Source organism: Mesorhizobium argentiipisi (SeqCode) (assembly GCF_037179585.1).
GTDB lineage: Bacteria > Pseudomonadota > Alphaproteobacteria > Rhizobiales > Rhizobiaceae > Mesorhizobium > Mesorhizobium argentiipisi.
In genome coordinates this window covers 145,541-163,727 of record NZ_JAPYKO010000001.1, presented here as the reverse complement: position 1 = coordinate 163,727, position 18,187 = coordinate 145,541, and the positions used below count along the sequence as shown (strand labels likewise).

Below are 18,187 nucleotides of genomic sequence, written 5' to 3'. Positions count from 1 at the left end.
TGTATAGATAAGTTCGATCGGCTAGGCTCGAGGAGATCGCCAAGCCGGCCGCGCCAAGGAGGATCGCATGCGCAACGCTCCGCTCTTCGACCTGTCGGGCCGGAAAGCGCTTGTCACCGGCGCAAGCCGCGGCATCGGACGTTCCATTGCCGAGGCGCTGAGCGCGGCCGGCGCCGATGTCGCCATCACGGCACGCAGCCTTGCCTCGCTCGAGGAGACGACGGCAGCCATCCGCGCCGCCGGCGGGGTGGCGCATGCCATCGCCCTGGACGTCACCGATGTCGGCCGCTGCAGGGCGGCGACGGCCGAGGCCGCCAGCCTGCTCGGCGGTCTCGATATTCTCGTCAACAATGCCGGGATGGAGGAAGTCCGTCCCTCGCTCGATGTCGACGAGGCGCTTTGGGACAGGATCGTCGACACCAATCTCAAAGGCGCATTCTTCTGCGCCCAGGCCGCCGCGCAGCGCATGAAGGACGCCGGCCGGCCCGGCGCCATCATCAATCTTTGCTCGCTCACCTCCGAAGTCGGGATTCCGACGGCTGTGCCCTATGGCTCGTCGAAGTCGGGCCTGCTCGGCATGACGCGCGCGCTGGCGGCCGAGTGGGCGGATCTGGGGATCAGGGTCAACGCCATCGCCCCCGGCTATTTCAGGACGGCAATGACGGAAGTGTTCTACGGCAATGAGGCATGGCGGCAATCGATGCTCGCCAAGATCCCGCAGCACCGCTTCGGCGACCTGTCGGACCTGCACGGGATTGCGGTATTCCTCGCCTCCGATGCCTCGGCCTACATAACCGGTCAGTCCATCCCCGTCGATGGCGGCTTTCTCGCGTCGATCTGAGATGGCCTCCCATCAGCTGTGCTCGAGTTGGCAGGATGCAGAAAATGCTGGCAGCCATTATACGTACATGTATATACTTTTGTAGACTGGCAATTGTTCTACCTGCGGTCCTTGCCCCGTATTGTCGGTCTCAAGGCCTTCCAGGCGTGTGATCGGCCATCACCAACCGCCACTGCGTTCCAGGAGAAGGAGCAGCCATGTCCGATATCAGCTTCCACGACCTGTCGGCCCTCGATGCCGATCGGCGCGTCAGCCTGCTGAGGCGCGCCGAAACCGATCTTTCTGTCTTCGTCGAAAAAGCCCGTCCGATCATCGAGGCGGTCAGGACCGAAGGTGATGCGGCCCTGCTTCGGTTCGCGCGCGAGCTCGACAAGGCCGATGTGGCCGATGGCGGGCTCAAGGTCTCGGAAGCGGAGTTCGACGCAGCATTCGACAAGGTCGAAAAGAATGTCGTGGAGAGCATCCGGTTCGGTATCGAGAACATCAGGCATTTCCACGAGGAGCAGCGTCCGGAAACGATGTGGCTGAAGGAAGTCCGGCCGGGCGCCTATGCGGGTGACAGATATACCCCGATCGCGTCCGTGGCGCTTTACGTTCCGCGCGGCAAGGGCGCCTTCCCATCGGTAACGATGATGACCTCAGTTCCGGCTGTGATTGCCGGTGTGCCCCAGATAGCGATCGTGACCCCGCCGACTTCCGATGGATCCGTCGATGCCGCGACCCTGGTTGCCGCACGCCTCGCCGGCGTCGAGACCGTGTACAAATGCGGTGGCGCCCAGGCGGTCGCCGCTGTCGCCTATGGCACCGAGACGGTGAAGCCCGCCGTCAAGATCGTCGGGCCGGGGAGCCCTTGGGTGGTGGCGGCAAAGAGCCTGCTGTCCTCGGTCATCAACACCGGCCTTCCGGCCGGCCCGTCCGAAGCCATCATCTTTGCCGACGATAGCGTCGATGGCGGCCTTGCCGCGCTGGACCTTTTGATCGAAGCCGAGCACGGGCCGGATTCCTCGGCCTATCTGGTGACGCACAGCCGCAACGTCGCCGAGGCCGCCCTGGCCGCGCTGCCGCAGCATTGGTCCCGCATGAGCGAACAGCGCGTCGAATTCTCGCGCGCGGTGCTGACCGGAAAGCGCGGCGGCATCGTGCTGACCGCGTCCCTGGAAGAAAGCTATCGCTTCATCAACGACTATGCCCCGGAACATCTCGAGATCCTGTCGAAGGAACCGTTCGCGCATCTCGGATACATCACCGAAGCGGCCGAGATCCTCATGGGTCCGTATACGCCGGTGACGCTCGCTAACTTTGTCCTCGGGCCCAATGCCGTGTTGCCGACCAGCCGGTGGGCGCGCACCTATGGGCCGCTGTCGGTCACGGATTTCGTCAAGCGCTCGTCGGTCGGCTATGTGACGTCGGCGGCCTATCCGGAACTCGCCCAGCATGCGCGCAGGCTCGCCCGCTACGAAGGCTTCAGCTCGCATGAAAACGCGGTGTCGGAAATCCGCAGCCGCTATCTCTCGGTCTGAGACAAAGCGAAGACGATGAAGGCCGCGCGACTTTACGGACCCGGCGACTTGCGCGTTGAGGATATCGCCGCCCCGGACGTCCCCGATGCGGGCTGGGTGAAGCTCAAGGTGGACGCCGCGGGCATCTGCGGGTCCGACCTGCACAATTTCCGCACCGGCCAATGGATAAGCCGCTCGCCATCGACGGCCGGCCATGAATTGACGGGCACAGTGATCGCCGTCGGTGAGGGCGTCGATACCATCGCTATTGGCGACCGGGTGGTCGCCGATTCCCGCTTCTGGTGCGGAGAGTGCGCGCAATGCCGTGCAGGTAATCGGCATCTCTGCGCCTCGCTAGGCTTCGTCGGCGAAATATGCGACGGCGGATTTGCCGAACAGGCCGTGCTCCCCGCGCGCCTGTTGCATAGCGTCGATGCTGCGCTTGATGCACGGGTGGCGGCGATGGCCGAGCCGCTCGCCGTTGCGCTGCACGCCGTGCGACGCCTGCCGAAAGCGGCGGCCTCGGTGCTTGTTCTCGGCTGCGGGACCATCGGCGGCCTTGCCGCGTTGCTGCTGTCGCGGACGTTCGCGGGCACCGTGCTGATCGCCGACCGCAACCAGGCCCGCTGCGCCCGCGTCGCGCGCGTGACCGGCGCCACGATCGTCGACCTGGACCCGAACGCCATTGCCTCGGCGAGTGCAAATACCCCCTTGCTCGCGGCCGTCGAGGCGACAGGCAGCATCACCGCGCTCAGCCAGTTGCTGGGTGTTCTCGGGCCGGGCGGCACCATTGCGATGGTCGGCATCTTCCACGGCCGGCTCGACATCGACCCCAACATGCTGGTCGAGCGGGAGATCGCGTTGCTCGGCTGCCATGCTTTCGCCGACGAGCTTCCCGATGCCATACGGATGCTGGGTGACCTGAGCGAGCCGCTGATCAGCCTGATCGACCGTGAGATCGGCCTGGATGACGTTCCCGCAGCCTATCGGCGGCTGCTGGCAGGCCAGGGCGACGGCTTGAAAACAATCATCCGGATGCAGCAACCTCTCGAGCATCCCTGATTTCCGATGCTTGCCGGAAAGGACATCTGAAATGAACACTTTGCCCGATACGGCCAGCCCCCTCTACGAGAAGGTCAAGGACTACATCCTGACGAACATCGGGACCGGCCGGTGGAGCAAGGACCGCAAGCTGCCGTCGGAAAATGAATTCGTGGCAGCGCTTGGCGTGTCGAGGATGACGATCCACCGTGCCTTGCGGGAACTGACGTCGGCGGGATTTCTGATCCGGCTCCAGGGGGTGGGAACATTCATCGCGCCGCCGCGGCCGCAATCGGCCCTGATCGAGATCAACAATATCGCGGCCGAGATCCTGGCGCGCGGCAACAAGCACCGTTCCGAGGTTCTCGTCCTCGAAAAAATCATGCCGGCAAAGGAGCTTGCGCTGTCCTTCGAGTTCGCCAGGCGTTCGTCGGTCTACCATTCCGTCGTCGTCAATTTCGAAAACGATCTGCCCGTGCAACTAGAAGAGCGCTTCGTCAATCCGAGCCTGATACCCGACTACGACAAGCAGGATTTTTCCAAGACCGCTACCTACGACTATCTGATGCAGAAAACACCGGCGACCGAGGTCGAGCATATCATCTCCGCCATCCCCGCCGATGCCGAGACGGCGCGGCATCTGGGCATCGATGCCGGCAGTTGCTGCCTGCTTCTGCACCGGCGGACTTGGACGGGAGCGATCGTCGCCACCATCAGCAAGCTGACCTATGTCGGCAGCCGCTATTCGCTCGGCAGCCGGTACTCGCCTTCCAAAAGCGGCTGATCGCGGCGAAGCGAGCCGTGTTCCGGTGCAAATCCCGTGACGGATTTCCTGGATGCGACCGACCCCAATGACATACGGCAAACGGATGCGGCCTGATGTCCCGAAGCCGCGGATTCGAGCCGCTCCAGCTTGTATATGCATGTATGTATTTTAGCCTTGACATTCACCGCCGCTGACGTCGAGTATCCTTGCGCTTCCGTTGAAGTGGCAGGTAAGACGCCGAGGCAGAGTGCCGCAGGAGCATAAGCCTGCATTCTCATCCAGGCCGGATATCCAGTTCAAAGAGCGGTGCGATCATAAAGGGGAACAGAGATGATGCGTAACCTAGCAGAACAATTTCGTGCACTCGTCGCGGCTGCCGTCATCGGGTTCGCCCCGGCGGCCTATGCCGCCGACGCGGCCATTCCCGCGACGCCTGAAGCGGGAACCTTCAAGATCGGCATCGAGCCATGGCTCGGCTATGGCCAGTGGCACATTGCGGAGGCCAAGGGCCTGTTCAAGGCAAGCGGGCTGTCGGACGTCCAAATCGTCAACTTCGCCGAGGACAAGGACATCAACGCTGCGCTCGCGAGCGGCCAACTCGATGCCGCCAACATCGCGACCCATACCGCGATGGGTATGGTTGCGGCGGGCCTGCCGGTGAAGATCGTGCTGCTGCTCGACGTCAGCATGACGGCCGACGCCATGATCGCCGGCAAGGATATTTCCTCCGTCGCCGACCTCAAGGGCAAGCAGGTCGCCTTCGAGGAGGGTACGACCAGCGACATCCTGCTCAAATATGCCCTTGCCAAAAACGGCATGTCCATTGCCGATGTGCAGCCTGTGCCGATGCCGGCAGCCGACGCCGGCAGCGCGCTGATTGCCGGCCAGGTCCCGGTCGCGGTCACCTACGAACCTTATCTCACCGCGGCCAGGGCGCAGAACAAGGACGTCAAGCTGCTCTTCACCGCCGGCGAGGATCCCGGGTTGATCAGCGACGTGCTTGTGGTGCGCAACGAGGTGATCAAGTCGCGACCCGGCCAGGTGCTTGCCATGATCAAGACCTGGGATGCGGCCCTGAAGGACTACAATGGCGACACCGCGGGCGGCCGCGCCATCATTTCCAAGGCCGTCGGTTCCAGTGTCGAGGATCTCAACACCGCCTTCGACGGCGTGCGCTATTATTCTCTAGCCGAGAACAAGAGCGCTCTGACCGGCGAGTTCTCCACCAAGACATTCGCCGATGTCGAGGCCGCCGCCAAGAATGCCGGTCTGCTCCAGGCTGATGTGACCCCGGAGCAGATGATCGACCCGTCATTCGTCAAGGCCGCGGAATGACGAAGGCAGCGTTACGGTGGTAGCGCGAATGTCCGAGCAGCCTGCCGCCAAAACGAGCCGGTCCGGCCCCGCACAAAGACCGGCTGCGAGACCGATGTCGCGCCGCCGATCCTCCGGAATCGGCGCGCCCATCACGCGGTCGCGTTTCCTGATGATCGCTGTGGCCGTTTTTGCCTGCCTCGGCCTTGCCTGGTGGGCGGCAACAGGCCTGGAGCTGGTGAAGCCCATTTTCCTGCCCTCGCCGGAAAGCGTGGCGGGGCAGCTCGGCAAGCTCTGGAGCGACGGCACGTTGTGGCTGGACCTCAAGGCCTCGATATACCGCATCTCCATCGGCTTCCTGATCGCCTCGGCGCTGGCGATTCCGATCGGCGTGCTGATCGGCAGCTTCAGGGTCTGGGAAGCTGCCGTCGAGCCGCTGGTGGATTTCATCCGCTATATGCCGGTGGTCGCCTTCGTGCCGCTTTCGATCCTGTGGTCGGGCACCGGCGACGCCCAGAAGTTCCTGATCATCTTCATCGGCACCTTCTTCCAGCAGGTTCTGATGATCATGGACAATGTGAAGCGGGTTCCGACGGATTTCGTCGGCCTCGGCAGGACGCTCGGCCTGCCGGACCGCAAGATCCTGACGCGGATCGTGGTTCCCAGCGCCCTGCCAGGCATTTGGGACACGCTGCGCATCAGCCTGGGCTGGGCGTGGACCTGGCTCGTGCTGGCGGAACTCGTCGCGGCGACCTCCGGCCTCGGCTACCGCATCACCGTGTCGCAGCGCTATTTCCAGACCAACACCATCATCGGCTACATCCTGCTCTTGGGCGTGCTCGGTCTCATCACCGACCAGGTGATGAAGGCGCTGGGAAAGGTACTGTTCCGGCAGGAAGGCCACGCGCAATGAGGTTCGGCCGATGAGTTTGCCCAAACTGCGCATCGAAGGTCTGCACAAGAGCTTTGGCACCGGGGAGCGGCGCACCCAGGTGCTGCGCGACATCAATCTCGACCTTGCCGACAACGAGTTCGTCTCGCTGGTGGGCACGTCGGGTTGCGGCAAGAGTACGCTGCTGTCGATCGTGGCTGGGCTGCAGGATTTCGACACGGGCGAGCTCGACATCGACGGCTCGCCGATCCTCAAGCCGGGCCTTGACCGCGGCGTCGTCTTCCAGTCCTACACCCTGCTGCCCTGGCTGACGGCACAGCAGAACATAGAGTTTGCCCTGAAGGCCGCCGGCTATGATCGCTCGACCTGCCGCACGATCGCGCGCGAGCATCTCGACCTCGTCAAGCTGCCGCACTGCGCCGACCTCTATCCGTCGGAACTGTCGGGCGGCATGAAGCAGCGCGTCGCCATCGCGCGGGCGCTGTCCTATCGCCCCAAGATGCTGCTCATGGACGAACCCTTCGGCGCGCTCGACGCCTTGACCAGGCACCAGATGCAGGAGCTGCTGACGCAGATCTGGGAGGAGCACCGGCTAACCGTGCTCTTCGTCACCCATGACGTGGAGGAGGCCGTGTACCTGTCCGACCGCATTGTCGTCATGGGGATCGGCCCGGGACGCATCATGCGAACCTTCAACGTCGACATAGAGCGCCCGCGCCGGGAAGAGATCATGGAAAGCGCGGAGTTCATGGACCTGCAGCGCAATGTCCACAAGGCGATCCGCGAAGCTTCAAGACGTCCAGAAATGGCATGAGGCGAGCCAGCCTTGCCGGCCGCCCACAGTATCGCCGGCGTGGAATTACCGGCGCGGTTATACGGGAGGACACCGTATTAATTTGGTCCCTCCTCGTGGTCCCTGGTTTCGCCAGCCAATACGAGAGAATACGAAGGGGAACAGGTTGGCGAACCATCGGCAAGCTATTGATTCTGCATAGAAAACATTGCCTCTCTGGACACACATTATCGTTATTTATCAAATAGCATTCGACTCGGGGTGCCTCGCCAAGACTGGCGAACTTCGTGTGGAATTTGTCGATTTGTCGTGGACACCCGCGGATCGCCAATCGATTGCGCGAAGTCCACGCGCGCGTTGATTAAATCAGATTCCCAGATATACAAGACAATTTCGGGTTTGGATTTCGCATAGATTGGCCCCTTCATGAGTCGCAATTTTTTGGTGATCGAGCCTGAAGAGGGCATTGCCGTGCTCAAGGGGCTTGCCTCTTTGGCGCGCATTTCCATGCTGAAATTGCTGCACGAGAAGGGGCCGATGAATGTCAACGACATCGCCGCTGTGCTGTCGCTTCCGCAATCGACGGTCTCGACCAATATCCAGGTGCTTGAGGATGCGGGCCTGATCCGCACCGAGAACCAGAAGGCGAAGAAAGGCAGCCAGAAGATCTGCTATCCGGCCGCCGAGGAAGTGCTCGTGGTCTTCAAGAGCGAGCATCGTGCGGTCAAGAACGACGCGATCGAAGTGTCGATGCCGATCGGGCTTTACACCGGATTCGAGGTCACCGCGCCCTGCGGTCTCTGTTCGCCGGACGGGATCATCGGTCTGCTCGATGTGCCCAACACTTTCCTGGATCCGGACCGTATGAAGGCCGGTTTGTTGTGGTTCACGCGCGGCTTCGTCGAATATCAGTTCCCCAACAATGCCAAGCTCGCCAATACCGAGATTACCGAGCTCGAGCTGGTGGTGGAACTGTCCTCGGAAGTGCCGGGCACCAGCGCCGACTGGCCCTCCGACATCACGCTGACGATCAATGGCGTCGACGTCGGCACCTGGACGTCACCCGGCGATTTCGGCGACAAGCGCGGCGTTTTCACGCCCTCCTGGTGGAAGCTCAAGGGCTCGCAATATGGGAAGCTGAAGAACTGGCGAGTTTCCGCTGACGGCACCTATGTCGACGGGGTCAGGATTTCCGAGACCAGCCTCGCCGCCCTCGACCTCAAGGGCCATCATTCAATCCGGGTTCGTATCGGCGTCAAGGACGACGCCGAGCGTCCCGGCGGAATCAATATTTTCGGCAAGGGATTTGGAAATTACGATCAGGACATTCTGCTGAGGATCAAAACCGGTTGATATCATCAAATCGGGTCTCGAAAATAGTGCGTTGATGTCAAATAGTTAACTTCATCTGCGACCGAGGCTGTCGGTCAATTGTCAGACTTTTGGTGGTTTTTCGCTTGACGAATGGATGCCGTTTCCCTTTGATATCTAATAAGGTGATTTAAATCATCATTTATGATATTCTCGGAGGAAATGCATGAAGGCGGCCGTCACGGCGCATCCGCGTTATATCGTTTCGAAGATCGATCCCAGGCTCTATGGATCCTTCATCGAGCATCTTGGGCGGGCGGTCTACACCGGCATCTATGAGCCCGGTCATGCGACGGCGGATGACAATGGCATGCGCCGGGACGTCATCGACCTCGTCAGGGAGCTCAGGGTTCCGATCGTCCGATATCCCGGCGGCAATTTCGTATCCGCTTACAATTGGGAAGATGGCGTCGGCCCCAAGGAAGAGCGCCCGGTGCGCCTTGACCTGGCCTGGCACACGTCGGAGAGCAACGAAGTCGGCCTGCATGAATTTGCCGACTGGTGCGCCTCGGTGAACACCGAGATGATGCTTGCCGTCAATCTCGGCTCGCGCGGCCTCGATGAAGCCCGCAACCTTCTTGAATACACCAATCATCCCGGCGGCAGCGAGTGGAGCGACAAGCGCATCGCCAACGGCCGCAAGGAGCCCTTTGACGTCAAGCTCTGGTGTCTTGGCAACGAGATGGACGGCCCCTGGCAGATCGGCCACAAGACCGCCGACGAGTATGGCCGCCTGGCTCATGAGACCGCCAAGGCGATGCGTGCCTTCTCCAAGTCGCTCGAACTCGTGGTCTGCGGCTCGTCGAATGCCAAGATGCCGACATACCCGGAATGGGAAGCGACCGTTCTCGATCATACTTACAACGAGGTAGATTACATCTCGCTGCATATGTATTTCGACAATGAAGCCAATGACGCGCCGAACTATCTTGCCATGAGCGAGAAGCTCGACGCTTACATTGTCTCGGTCGCCGGCGTCATCGATTATATCAAGGCCAAGAAGCGCTCCAAGAAGCAGGTCTACATCTCGTTCGACGAATGGAACGTCTGGTACCATTCCAAGGAGCAGGACAAGAAGATCCTTGGCGGCAATGAGGGCTGGCCCTTCGCCCCGCCATTGCTCGAAGACATCTACAATTTCGAGGACGTGCTGCAGGTCGGCCTGATCCTCAACACCTTCATCCGTCGTTCCGACGTGGTCAAGATCGCGTGCCTGGCGCAACTGGTCAACGTCATCGCGCCGATCATGACCGTTCCCAACGGCCCGGCATGGCGTCAGACGATCTTCTATCCTTATCTCTATGCCTCGATCTACGGCCGCGGCAATGCGCTGGATCTCAAGGTGGAAAGCCCGACCTACAGCTCCACGGTCGCCGGCGACGTTTCATATGTCGACGTCGCCGGCGTGCATGACGCGGAAACCGGACATGTCACCTTCTTTGCCATCAACCGCCATTCGAGCGAGGAAATCGAAACCGCGATCGACATAGCGGGCTTCGGCGCGGCTGAGATCGTTGACCATCAGCTGATGACGCACGCGGATCTGAAAGCCGTCAATTCGGCGGAGAACCCAAGCAATGTCAGGCCCAGGAAGGGGACCGGCGCCTCGGTGGTGGGCGGCAAATTGAGCCTGCCGCTGCCGCCCTATTCCTACCAGATGGTCCGCCTGAAGCTCTGACTTCAGGCGCATCGTCGTGCATGGGCTGAGGAGGAGCCTCGACGTGACGGCCGATATTGAGATCAGGAATGTGAGCAAGCATTTCGGTGCCATGACGGTGCTGGATGATCTGTCGCTCTCCATCAAGGCACGCGAATTCATCGTGTTTCTCGGGCCGTCCGGCTGCGGGAAATCGACGCTTCTGCGCATGATCGCGGGCCTCGAAACCGTCGATACCGGCGAGATAGCCATCAACAACGAACGTATCGATCATCTGCCGCCGGGCAAGCGCGGCATTGCCATGGTGTTCCAGTCCTATGCGCTTTATCCGCATATGAGCGTGCGCGACAACATGGCGTTCGGGCTCGAGAATATCGGCATGCCGCGCGACGTCATCGACGCGCGCATAAAGGAGAGCGCCCGCATCCTCGAAATGGAGCACTTGCTCGAGCGCAAGCCGGGCCAGCTCTCCGGCGGCCAGCGGCAGCGCGTCGCCATCGGCCGTGCGATCGTCAAGGAGCCGAAGGCCTTTCTGTTCGACGAGCCGCTCTCCAATCTCGATGCGGCATTGCGGACCCGTACCCGCATCGAGCTTGCCCAACTGCACCAGCGCCTGCAATCGACGATGATCTTCGTCACCCACGACCAGGTTGAGGCGATGACGCTCGCCGACCGCATTGTCGTCATGAACAATCGCAAGATCGAGCAGATCGGCTCTCCCATGGAAATCTACGACCGCCCCGCGACCAAATTCGTCGCAGGCTTCGTTGGCGCGCCGGCGATGAATTTTGTCGAGGCGACGCTCGACAGATCGAGCCGGAATGCCACGGCCAAGTTTGCGGACGGCATATCGGTTCAGACCGAGATCGCCTCCGATCAGACGATCGAGGGCAAATACACTTTCGGCATCCGTTCGGAAGACGTGCGCATCGTTCCCGCCGGGCAGGGCAATGCCGATGGCGTCGTCGATGTGCTTGAGCGGCTCGGCGAACGCACCCTGGTCTACGCCCGGCTTGGCGATGGCCAGCAGATCGTCGGCTCGGATGTCGGCAACAGCCGCGTCGCGGTCGGCGACAAGGTCGGGCTCGCCTTTGACGGCCGGAAATCGCATCTGTTCGGCGAGACCGGTCGCGCCTGGCACGCGAGGGAGGTCTGACATGGGTGACCGACGGGCGACGCCGCGGACCGCGCTTCGGGCCGCCAGCGTCAGACCTGCAAGCGTCGATATCTACGCGCCGCAATGGCGAAACTTTATTTTCGTCGCGCCGTTCCTGTTCTTCTTCACGACGCTTCTGCTGGTCCCGCTGTTCTGGGGAATGTGGCTGAGCTTCCACAAGGCCGACACGTTTTCATCCGGAAACTTCGTCGGTTTCGGCAACTATATCAGGCTGTCTCACGACAAGGTGTTCCTGCAATCGGTCTGGAATACCTTCTACTTCGTGCTTCTGACGGTGCCGACTCTGGCACTGATCGGCCTTTTTCTCGCGCTTTGCCTCAACCGCCGCACACGCACCGCGGCGGTGCTGCGGACCCTGTTCTTTTCTTCCTCGGTGCTGTCGGTCACGATCGTCACGCTGATCTGGCGCATCGTGTTCATTCCGAATGTCGGCCTTCTGTCGACGATCTACGGATGGTTCGGCGCAACCGCCCCGGCTTTCATTTCTGATCCCAGCCTGGCGATGATCGGCATCGCCATTGCCACCGTCTGGTGGTGCATCGGCCTGCCGATGATGCTCTTTCTCTCCGCACTCCAGCAGATTCCGCAGGATATTTACGAAGCGGCAGCCCTGGACAACGCCAATCGCTGGCAGACGTTACGCTCGATTACGCTGCCGTCGATCAAACGCACCTTCGTCCTAGTGGTCATCGTCCAGATCGTGCTGCAGTTCCAGCTGTTCGGCCAGGCCTGGCTGATGACACGCGGCGGTCCGAACAACCTGACCAAGCCGATCGTGCTCTACATCTATGACACCGCGTTCCGTCGCTGGGATCTCGGCATGGGTGCTGCGGCTTCGGAGATCCTGTTCATCCTCATCCTGATGGCGGCCATGGCCCAGTACCTGGTCACACGCAACAAGGCAGGTCAGGCATGAGGGCTCCAGCCATTTCCATCAAGGGACGCGCATTCGGTGACCGCGTGTTGCTGGCTCTGGTCATCCTGCTCTCCCTGGTCATGATCGCGCCGGTTCTGTGGGTTGTCGGCCTGTCGCTCAAGGAAAATGCGGAGCTGATGGCAAATCCGAATTCGGTGTTTCAGGCGCCCTATACGCTCAAGAACTACATCAACACCATTGGCACCTCGTCGGTGTTCGTCTGGGTGTTCAACAGCATCATCGTCTCGGGAGGATTGACACTCGGAACACTGATCCTGTCGTCGCTTGCCGGCTATGGCTTTGCACGGCTGAATTTCCCCGGCCGAAACATCCTGTTCGTGATCGTGCTCTTCGGCCTGGCGGTTCCGGAACAGGCGGTGCTTGTCGCCCGCCATCAGATCTTCAGCATGCTGAACTTCCACAACACCTATCACGGGCTCATTCTCCCGGGCCTGTCGGCTTCTTTTGGCGTCTTCCTGATGACCCAGTATTTCAAGGCCATCCCGAAGGAACTGGACGAAGCCGCCATGCTGGACAATGCCAGCCGGTTCAGGACCTTCTGGAAGGTTCTTTTGCCGCTCACCGTGCCCGCCCAGGCAACCCTCGGCATCTTCACCTTCCTGGGCGCGTGGAACGATTACTTGTGGCCGCTGATCTCGGCAACCAAGAAGGACATGTACACGCTGACGGTCGGCATGGCCTCGACACAGACCAACTTCGCCCAGTCGGAAGGCATCGGCTTCTTGATGGCGCAGGCGGTGTTCGCCGGCGCGCCGATCCTGATCGTCTACCTGTTTTTCCAGAAATACATCGTCACGGCCGTCTCGGGCGCCGCGGTGCGATGACGAACTTGCTGACGGCGGGGGAGTGCGTCGCAGCGATTGAAGCATGAAGCCAGTCCAGCGTGGAGTGGCGCAGACTCAGTAGGAGGAACTGATATGAAAATGAAGAAAGTCCTGTTTGCAGCGGTCTCCGCGGGCGTGCTGATGCTCGCAAGCCCAGGTCTTGCAGCGACGGAATTGACCGTGCAGCGCTTTTTCGGTGCCTGCGATGCGGATTTCGGCACCAATACCGATGTCTCCAAGGCAGTGGGCGAATGCGGCATCATCACCTCGCTGATCAACAAGTTCAACGCCGACAACCCCGATGTTCACGTCAGTGTCAGCACTGTGGAATGGCCGGGCTATGACCAGCTGACCGCGCAGTTCGCTTCAGGCGAAGCTCCCGACATCGTCACGATCCATGAATCCGCGCTTTCTGATTACCAGTCCAAGGGGCTGTTGATGCCGCTTGACGATCTGTTGAAGTCCGTCGGCGTCACACCCGATGCCTTCACGGACGCGGCGCGCAACGGCGCCACCAAGGACGGCAAGATCTACGGCCTGCCGATCGACAGCTGGACGATGCTCTATCACATCAACATGGATCTCTTCAAACAGGCTGGCCTCGTCAATGCCGACGGCACGCCGATCCTTCCGACGTCGCCAGAGGAACTGCTCGCCCAGGCCGAACAGTTCAAGCAGAAGACCGGCAAACCTTACTTCGTTCAGAACCTGGCCAATGAGACCGCACTATACACGCGCAATCTCTACACCTATCTCTTCCAGCAGAATTCCGATTTCTTCGCCGATCCAAAGCATGTGAAGCTGAACACGCCGGAAGCCAAGAAGGTCGTCGAGATGTACAAGGCGATCTTCGACAAGGGCTACACCACCAAGGACCTCGACTATGGCGGCGCCATCAACGCCTTCCTTGCCGGTGGAGGTGGCGTGCAGCTCAACGGCACGTGGGTTGTCGGCGACAACAACGCCCAGTCCGAAACCAAGGGCACGGCCCTCAACAAGGGCGGCTATGCGGTTTACCCGTATCCGCAGCTATTTGCCGGCGCCCATGCGCAATATGCCGACGGCCACACCTGGGCAGTCTCGCAGAAGGACCGCACACCCGAACAGACCGCGGCTATCGGCAAGTTCCTGAAGTTCTTCGCGGACCATGACTTCGACTGGTCGCGCACTGGCCACCTGCCGGCCTACAAAGCCATCATTGCGTCGGACGCCTTCAAGGCACTGCCGCATCGCAATACGATCGCCGCGGTCGCCGATCTCGGCCGGCCGCTGCCGTCCGCGGTACAGCGCCAGTTTGCGATCCAGGACATTGTGGGCGAAGAGATGAGCGCTGCAATCACCGGCCAGAAGGACGTCGATGCCGCACTTGCCGACATGGAAAGCCGCGTCAACGAATTGCTCGCCAACATTTGACGACCGGTTTCTCGAGAACTCTCCCGACGCCGCGGCTGGAAACAGTCGCGGGTCAACGGTTCGAAAAAAGTAGCGCACAGGTATGGCGCGACCTGAGATGTCGGGTTATTGCGCGCCCGGGCGGCGAGCGACACTATTGTTCGAAAGGCTCTCCCAGCGAAGCCACGCCGTTGAGCTTGAGCAGACGCCGGTTCGAAGAAATGATGCCCAGCACGACGATAGTCACGAGATAAGGTAGGCTCGATAGAAGTTGCGAGGAAACGTCGAGCCCAGTTGTCTGGGCCGCGAGGCTTGCGAGGGACACGGCGCCGAAGAGGCAAGCACCAAGGAAGATACGGCTGGTAAGCCAAGTGCCGAAGACGACGAGCGCGATCGCTATCCAGCCGCGCCCGGCGATCATGCCATCGGCCCAGAGCGGAGTGTAGACCACGGCCGCGTAGGCACCGGCGAAACCCGCCAACGCGCCGCCGAAAGCGACCGCAGCGAAGCGCACGGCGATTACCGGATAGCCGAGCGCACGGGCCGCCTTGGGATTCTCGCCGACGGCGCGGATGACGAGCCCGGTCTTGGTGTAGGCGAACATCGCCCAAATGGCGAGGGTCGCAGCAAGCGAAAGCCACACGACAATGTCTTGAGTGAACAAGCCACCGATGACCGGGATATCTGAAAGCCAGGCCAATGAGAGCTTCGGAAGCCCTTTGACCGTGAGGCTCTCAAAGCTCTTGCCGAACAGCGCCGACAGGCCCTGGCCCAGGACGCCTATGGCGAGGCCCGTCGCAACCTGGTTCGCCCGGAATCCGAGCGCCACGAGGGCAAAGACAAGGGAAAGAGCGGCGCTGGCGAGACCAGCGGCGAGGAAACCCAGGAGATGCCCGCCGCCTTGATAGACGATGATGAAGGCGATGACTGCGCCGAGGGCCATCAGGCCCTCCACACCGAGATTGAGGACCCCGGCGCGCTCGGCCACCAGTTCGCCGAGCGCCGCCAGAAGGAACGGCGTAGCCGCCGCCAGCATCCCGGCGAGGACGAATTCCACGGCGTTCATGGCGTGCTTCCGTGGGCAGCATGGCGCCATTCGAGCCGATAGCGGACGAAGGCGATGGCGACAAGATAGGCAAGCAGCAGGCTGCCCTGGAAGACCCTGACCGCAGCGACCGGCAGATTTGCCGAGACCATGGCGTTATCGCCACCGATATAGAGGGCCGCCATGAGCAACGCGGAAAAGACGATGCCGACCGGGTGAAGGCCACCGAGATAGGCGACGATGATGGCGGCATAGCCGTAGCCGGTCGAGATTGAGCGCTGCAACTGTCCGAGCGGCCCGGCCACCTCGGCCGCTCCGGCGAGGCCTGCCGCGAAGCCACCGACGAGGAGCGAAAGCCAGATCGCGCGTCCTTCGTTGAAGCCGGCGTATCCGGCGGCGCGCGGTGCGAGGCCGCTGACCTGCAGCTTGTAACCCGCGAAACTCCTCTGCATGAACACCCAGGCCGCGAGGGAGAAGGCGCAGGCGACAAGCAGCGAGACGTTGACGCGGGTGCCGGGGATCAGGATCGGCACCATCGCGTCGTACTGGAACATCACCGATTGCGGGAAGTTGAAGCCGTTTGGGTCTTTCCAGGGGCCGAGAAGCAGGTAGTTGAGCAATTGCGCGGCAACGAGCGCCAGCATCAGCGATACGAGGATCTCGTTTGCGTTGAGCTTCACGCGCCAGAAGGCCGTTAGCGACGCCCACAGCGCGCCGCCCAGCGCGCCGATGACGAGCATGGAGGGCCAGATCCACTGGCCCGTTGCCTGCGGGAACCAGATGGGAATGGCCGATGCGAAGATCGCGCCGAGGATGAACTGGCCCTCGGCGCCGATGTTGAAGACCTTTGCGCGAAAGCCGATCGCAAGCCCCTGCGCGATCAGCAGGAGCGGCCCCGTCTTCAACAGGACTTCCGAGAACGAGGCCCAGGACAGGAAAGGCTCCAGAAGCATCGCGTGGAAAACGGCTACCGGATTGCGGCCCATCAGGATGTAGAGGCCGAGATTAAGCAGCGTCGCTAGGCCGAGCGCCACGGGCGGGGCGATCAGTTTGACGGGAAGCGAGGCATGCTCCCGGCGAACTAGAAGGGGAAGGAACGGACCGGAGAGAGCGCTCATGCCGGGACCTTCCTGGCCGTTGAATGCGCGCCGATCATGTAGCGGCCGATCTCCTCGGGTCTGGTGTCGCGCGTCACCAGCGGCGGGCTCAGCCGGCCCTGATGGATCACCTGGATCGAATCGCAGAGTTCGAACAGTTCCTCCAGCTCCTCCGAGATGACGAGGATGCCCATGCCTTCGTTGCGCAGGGCGACAAGGCGCCGGCGGATGGCGGAGGCCGCGCCGATGTCCACGCCCCAGGTGGGTTGCGCCACGAACAGCAACTTCGGGGACAGCATGATCTCGCGGCCGACGATGAACTTTTGCAGATTGCCGCCTGAAAGCGCGCCGGCCTCCGCTTCGGAACCGGGCGTGCGCACGTCGTATTGCCGGATGCAGTTCTCGGTAAAAGCCTTCGCCCGGGCTGTGTCGACAAGGCCGCGTTTCAGCAGGCCGAACGGATGGGCGGTCAGAAGGCTGTTGAGGACGAGCGACATTTCCGGCACCGCGCCGCGGCCGAGCCGTTCCTCTGGAACGAAAGCGAAGCCCAGCTGGCGGCGGGCGGCCGCATCGAGCGCGCCGACATCCTTTCCCATCATGTAGATGCAATCGGACTTTGCCCGCGGCAGCACCGTTTCGCCCGAGATCAGCGCCGCGAGTTCGCTCTGCCCGTTGCCCGATATGCCCGCTATGCCGAGGATCTCACCGGCACGCACCGTCAGGTTGACGTCGCAAAGCGGCACGGCGAAGGGATCGTCCGGCTGATGGTTCAGGCCCACGATTTCGAGGCGCTTTTCGCCGCCGGAATGCGCCAACGCCGGCATGGGCTGCGGCATATCGCGGCCGATCATCATGCGGGCGAGGTCGTGCGCGTCATGGTCGCGCGGGTCCACATGGCCGGTGACGCGCCCGCCGCGCAGGATGGTCGCTCGGTCGCAGACCGCCCGGATCTCCTCCAGCTTGTGCGAGATGAACAGGATCGAAACGCCGCCGTCGCGCAGCCGCCGCAAAGTTTCGAAGAGCTTGTCAACCGATTGCGGCGGCAGGACGGAGGTCGGTTCGTCGAGGATCAGGAGCTGGGGTTCGGTCATCAGGCAGCGAATGATCTCCACCCGCTGCCGTTCTCCCACCGAGAGCGCGTGCACATGGGCAAGCGGATCGACCTCGAGTCCGAAGTCGCGGCCGAGCGCGCGGATACGTTCCGCGAGATCCGATTTGCCCTTGGGCACGACCAGGCGGATGTTATCCACCACCGTCAGTGTTTCGAACAAGGAGAAATGCTGGAAGACCATGCCGATCCCCTTGCGCCTCGCATCCGCGGGGGAAGCGAGGGCCAGGGCGGCTCCTTTCCAGGTCGCCATTCCGGCGTCCGGCTGCTCGACGCCGTAGATCAGCTTCATCAGCGTCGACTTGCCCGCTCCGTTTTCCCCGAGGATCGCATGGATCGAGCGTGGAGCCACATCCAGATCGATGTCTCGATTGGCATGGATCTGGCCGTAGCTCTTGGAGATGCCGCGCAGCGACAGGAGTGGGATGGTCAC

General features: G+C 61.8%; 16 protein-coding genes. 13 read left to right on the top strand and 3 right to left on the bottom strand.

From position 1 onward, the window contains the following. The first annotated feature begins 67 nt into the window (after nucleotides 1-67). The 13 genes from O7A05_RS00705 (at nucleotide 68) to O7A05_RS00645 (ending at nucleotide 14,525) form a co-directional block, all read left to right on the top strand. Entirely contained in the window at nucleotides 68-841 is a 774-nt protein-coding gene (locus tag O7A05_RS00705; RefSeq protein ID WP_337091032.1) for an SDR family NAD(P)-dependent oxidoreductase, read from the top strand. A gap of 197 nt (nucleotides 842-1,038) precedes the next feature. Then, nucleotides 1,039-2,361, top strand: a complete 1,323-nt coding sequence (hisD, locus tag O7A05_RS00700; RefSeq protein WP_337091031.1) for a histidinol dehydrogenase — start codon at nucleotides 1,039-1,041, stop codon at nucleotides 2,359-2,361. 15 nt (nucleotides 2,362-2,376) lie between these two features. Next, complete coding sequence (locus O7A05_RS00695) at nucleotides 2,377-3,402, top strand: zinc-dependent alcohol dehydrogenase (RefSeq protein ID WP_337091030.1); 1,026 nt, start codon at nucleotides 2,377-2,379, stop codon at nucleotides 3,400-3,402. Between the two features lie 31 nt (nucleotides 3,403-3,433). Next, nucleotides 3,434-4,165: a histidine utilization repressor gene (gene hutC, locus O7A05_RS00690; protein ID WP_337091028.1), complete on the top strand. Its 732-nt coding sequence runs from the start codon at nucleotides 3,434-3,436 to the stop codon at nucleotides 4,163-4,165. Nucleotides 4,166-4,480: 315 nt separating this feature from the next. Then, entirely contained in the window at nucleotides 4,481-5,482 is a 1,002-nt protein-coding gene (locus O7A05_RS00685; protein ID WP_337091418.1) for an ABC transporter substrate-binding protein, read from the top strand. 94 nt (nucleotides 5,483-5,576) lie between these two features. Next, nucleotides 5,577-6,374: an ABC transporter permease gene (locus O7A05_RS00680; RefSeq protein ID WP_337091027.1), complete on the top strand. Its 798-nt coding sequence runs from the start codon at nucleotides 5,577-5,579 to the stop codon at nucleotides 6,372-6,374. Between the two features lie 10 nt (nucleotides 6,375-6,384). Beyond that, complete coding sequence (locus O7A05_RS00675) at nucleotides 6,385-7,167, top strand: ABC transporter ATP-binding protein (protein WP_337091026.1); 783 nt, start codon at nucleotides 6,385-6,387, stop codon at nucleotides 7,165-7,167. Nucleotides 7,168-7,572: 405 nt separating this feature from the next. Then, a complete protein-coding gene (locus O7A05_RS00670; protein ID WP_337091025.1) occupies nucleotides 7,573-8,499 on the top strand; it encodes an ArsR/SmtB family transcription factor in 927 nt (308 codons plus the stop codon). A 184-nt stretch (nucleotides 8,500-8,683) separates the two neighbouring features. Next, nucleotides 8,684-10,195: an arabinosylfuranosidase ArfA gene (gene arfA, locus O7A05_RS00665; RefSeq protein WP_337091024.1), complete on the top strand. Its 1,512-nt coding sequence runs from the start codon at nucleotides 8,684-8,686 to the stop codon at nucleotides 10,193-10,195. Nucleotides 10,196-10,238: 43 nt separating this feature from the next. Beyond that, nucleotides 10,239-11,330 carry an ABC transporter ATP-binding protein gene (locus O7A05_RS00660; RefSeq protein WP_337091023.1) on the top strand — a complete coding sequence of 364 codons (1,092 nt, stop codon included), beginning with the start codon at nucleotides 10,239-10,241 and terminating at the stop codon, nucleotides 11,328-11,330. 1 nt (nucleotide 11,331) lies between these two features. Beyond that, complete coding sequence (locus O7A05_RS00655) at nucleotides 11,332-12,267, top strand: carbohydrate ABC transporter permease (protein WP_337091022.1); 936 nt, start codon at nucleotides 11,332-11,334, stop codon at nucleotides 12,265-12,267. Continuing rightward, complete coding sequence (locus O7A05_RS00650) at nucleotides 12,264-13,112, top strand: carbohydrate ABC transporter permease (protein ID WP_337091021.1); 849 nt, start codon at nucleotides 12,264-12,266, stop codon at nucleotides 13,110-13,112. Before O7A05_RS00655 ends, O7A05_RS00650 begins: the two co-directional genes overlap by 4 nt. Before the next feature lie 99 nt (nucleotides 13,113-13,211). Further along, nucleotides 13,212-14,525, top strand: coding sequence for an ABC transporter substrate-binding protein (locus O7A05_RS00645; protein WP_415926944.1), 1,314 nt, complete (start codon nucleotides 13,212-13,214; stop codon nucleotides 14,523-14,525). 133 nt (nucleotides 14,526-14,658) lie between these two features. On the opposite strand, the gene O7A05_RS00640 is transcribed toward O7A05_RS00645, so the two are convergent. Genes O7A05_RS00640 through O7A05_RS00630 form a run of 3 tightly spaced genes read right to left on the bottom strand, consistent with a single transcriptional unit; the run spans nucleotide 14,659 to nucleotide 18,187 of the window. After that, nucleotides 14,659-15,570 carry an ABC transporter permease gene (locus tag O7A05_RS00640; protein ID WP_337091020.1) on the bottom strand — a complete coding sequence of 304 codons (912 nt, stop codon included), beginning with the start codon at nucleotides 15,568-15,570 and terminating at the stop codon, nucleotides 14,659-14,661. After that, complete coding sequence (locus tag O7A05_RS00635) at nucleotides 15,567-16,667, bottom strand: ABC transporter permease (protein WP_337091019.1); 1,101 nt, start codon at nucleotides 16,665-16,667, stop codon at nucleotides 15,567-15,569. The genes O7A05_RS00640 and O7A05_RS00635 overlap by 4 nt, the downstream gene beginning before the upstream one ends. After that, a complete protein-coding gene (locus O7A05_RS00630) occupies nucleotides 16,664-18,187 on the bottom strand; it encodes an ABC transporter ATP-binding protein (RefSeq protein WP_337091018.1) in 1,524 nt (507 codons plus the stop codon). The genes O7A05_RS00635 and O7A05_RS00630 overlap by 4 nt, the downstream gene beginning before the upstream one ends.

What these genes read in the sequence shown, in the direction of transcription:
- O7A05_RS00705 (WP_337091032.1), top strand. Translation starts at nt 68, where the DNA reads ATGCGCAACGCTCCGCTCTTCGACCTGTCGGGCCGGAAAGCGCTTGTC.
- hisD (WP_337091031.1), top strand. Translation starts at nt 1,039, where the DNA reads ATGTCCGATATCAGCTTCCACGACCTGTCGGCCCTCGATGCCGATCGG.
- O7A05_RS00695 (WP_337091030.1), top strand. Translation starts at nt 2,377, where the DNA reads ATGAAGGCCGCGCGACTTTACGGACCCGGCGACTTGCGCGTTGAGGAT.
- hutC (WP_337091028.1), top strand. Translation starts at nt 3,434, where the DNA reads ATGAACACTTTGCCCGATACGGCCAGCCCCCTCTACGAGAAGGTCAAG.
- O7A05_RS00685 (WP_337091418.1), top strand. Translation starts at nt 4,481, where the DNA reads ATGCGTAACCTAGCAGAACAATTTCGTGCACTCGTCGCGGCTGCCGTC.
- O7A05_RS00680 (WP_337091027.1), top strand. Translation starts at nt 5,577, where the DNA reads ATGTCGCGCCGCCGATCCTCCGGAATCGGCGCGCCCATCACGCGGTCG.
- O7A05_RS00675 (WP_337091026.1), top strand. Translation starts at nt 6,385, where the DNA reads ATGAGTTTGCCCAAACTGCGCATCGAAGGTCTGCACAAGAGCTTTGGC.
- O7A05_RS00670 (WP_337091025.1), top strand. Translation starts at nt 7,573, where the DNA reads ATGAGTCGCAATTTTTTGGTGATCGAGCCTGAAGAGGGCATTGCCGTG.
- arfA (WP_337091024.1), top strand. Translation starts at nt 8,684, where the DNA reads ATGAAGGCGGCCGTCACGGCGCATCCGCGTTATATCGTTTCGAAGATC.
- O7A05_RS00655 (WP_337091022.1), top strand. Translation starts at nt 11,332, where the DNA reads ATGGGTGACCGACGGGCGACGCCGCGGACCGCGCTTCGGGCCGCCAGC.
- O7A05_RS00650 (WP_337091021.1), top strand. Translation starts at nt 12,264, where the DNA reads ATGAGGGCTCCAGCCATTTCCATCAAGGGACGCGCATTCGGTGACCGC.
- O7A05_RS00645 (WP_415926944.1), top strand. Translation starts at nt 13,212, where the DNA reads ATGAAGAAAGTCCTGTTTGCAGCGGTCTCCGCGGGCGTGCTGATGCTC.
- O7A05_RS00640 (WP_337091020.1), bottom strand. Translation starts at nt 15,570, where the DNA reads ATGAACGCCGTGGAATTCGTCCTCGCCGGGATGCTGGCGGCGGCTACG.
- O7A05_RS00635 (WP_337091019.1), bottom strand. Translation starts at nt 16,667, where the DNA reads ATGAGCGCTCTCTCCGGTCCGTTCCTTCCCCTTCTAGTTCGCCGGGAG.